The following is a 1,337-nucleotide window of genomic DNA, read 5'->3' as shown; positions in this document are numbered from 1 at the left end:
CTTTATGTAGTAAGCATTATCATTGAAGTTCTTCAAATGATAGAGTCAAGCCTCACGAGCAATTAGTATGGGTTAGCTTCAAGCGTTACCGCTCTTCCACACCCCACCTATCAACGTCCTGGTCTCGAACGACTCTTTAGTGTGGTTAAACCACAAGGGAAATCTCATCTTCAGGCGAGTTTCACGCTTAGATGCTTTCAGCGTTTATCTCTTCCGAACTTAGCTACCCGGCTATGCCACTGGCGTGACAACCGGTACACCAGAGGTTCGTCCACTCCGGTCCTCTCGTACTAGGAGCAGCCCCCGTCAAATTTCCAACGCCCACTGCAGATAGGGACCAAACTGTCTCACGACGTTTTAAACCCAGCTCACGTACCACTTTAAATGGCGAACAGCCATACCCTTGGGACCGACTACAGCCCCAGGATGTGATGAGCCGACATCGAGGTGCCAAACTCCGCCGTCGATATGAACTCTTGGGCGGAATCAGCCTGTTATCCCCGGAGTACCTTTTATCCGTTGAGCGATGGCCCTTCCATACAGAACCACCGGATCACTATGTCCTGCTTTCGCACCTGCTCGACTTGTTGGTCTCGCAGTTAAGCTACCTTTTGCCATTGCACTATCAGTCCGATTTCCGACCGGACCTAGGTAACCTTCGAACTCCTCCGTTACTCTTTGGGAGGAGACCGCCCCAGTCAAACTGCCTACCATGCACGGTCCCCGATCCGGATAACGGACCTGGGTTAGAACCTCAAAGTCACCAGGGTGGTATTTCAAGGACGGCTCCACACAGACTAGCGTCTGTGCTTCAAAGCCTCCCACCTATCCTACACAAGTGACTTCAAAGTCCAATGCAAAGCTACAGTAAAGGTTCACGGGGTCTTTCCGTCTAGCAGCGGGTAGATTGCATCTTCACAACCATTTCAACTTCGCTGAGTCTCGGGAGGAGACAGTGTGGCCATCGTTACGCCATTCGTGCGGGTCGGAACTTACCCGACAAGGAATTTCGCTACCTTAGGACCGTTATAGTTACGGCCGCCGTTTACTGGGGCTTCGATCCGATGCTTGCACATCTTCAATTAACCTTCCAGCACCGGGCAGGCGTCACACCCTATACGTCCACTTTCGTGTTAGCAGAGTGCTGTGTTTTTAATAAACAGTCGCAGCCACCGATTCTCTGCGGCCTGGCGTTGCTTACGGAGTAAATCCTTCACAATACCAGGCATACCTTCTCCCGAAGTTACGGTATCAATTTGCCGAGTTCCTTCTCCCGAGTTCTCTCAAGCGCCTTAGAATTTTCATCCCACCCACCTGTGTCGGTTTGCGGTACGGTT

The 1,337-nt window shown here is 51.5% G+C and carries 1 rRNA gene; it reads right to left on the bottom strand.

Annotated elements, in window-relative coordinates:
- Positions 1–41 precede the first annotated feature (41 nt).
- Positions 42–1,337 (bottom strand): 23S ribosomal RNA (locus tag H150_RS0113360); the annotation flags it as partial.

The organism is Vitreoscilla stercoraria DSM 513, assembly GCF_000382305.1.
In the GTDB taxonomy this organism is placed as follows: Bacteria; Pseudomonadota; Gammaproteobacteria; order Burkholderiales; family Neisseriaceae; genus Vitreoscilla; species Vitreoscilla stercoraria.
The sequence above is the reverse complement of the archived record's forward strand: the minus strand, read 5'-3'. Positions and strand labels throughout refer to the sequence as shown.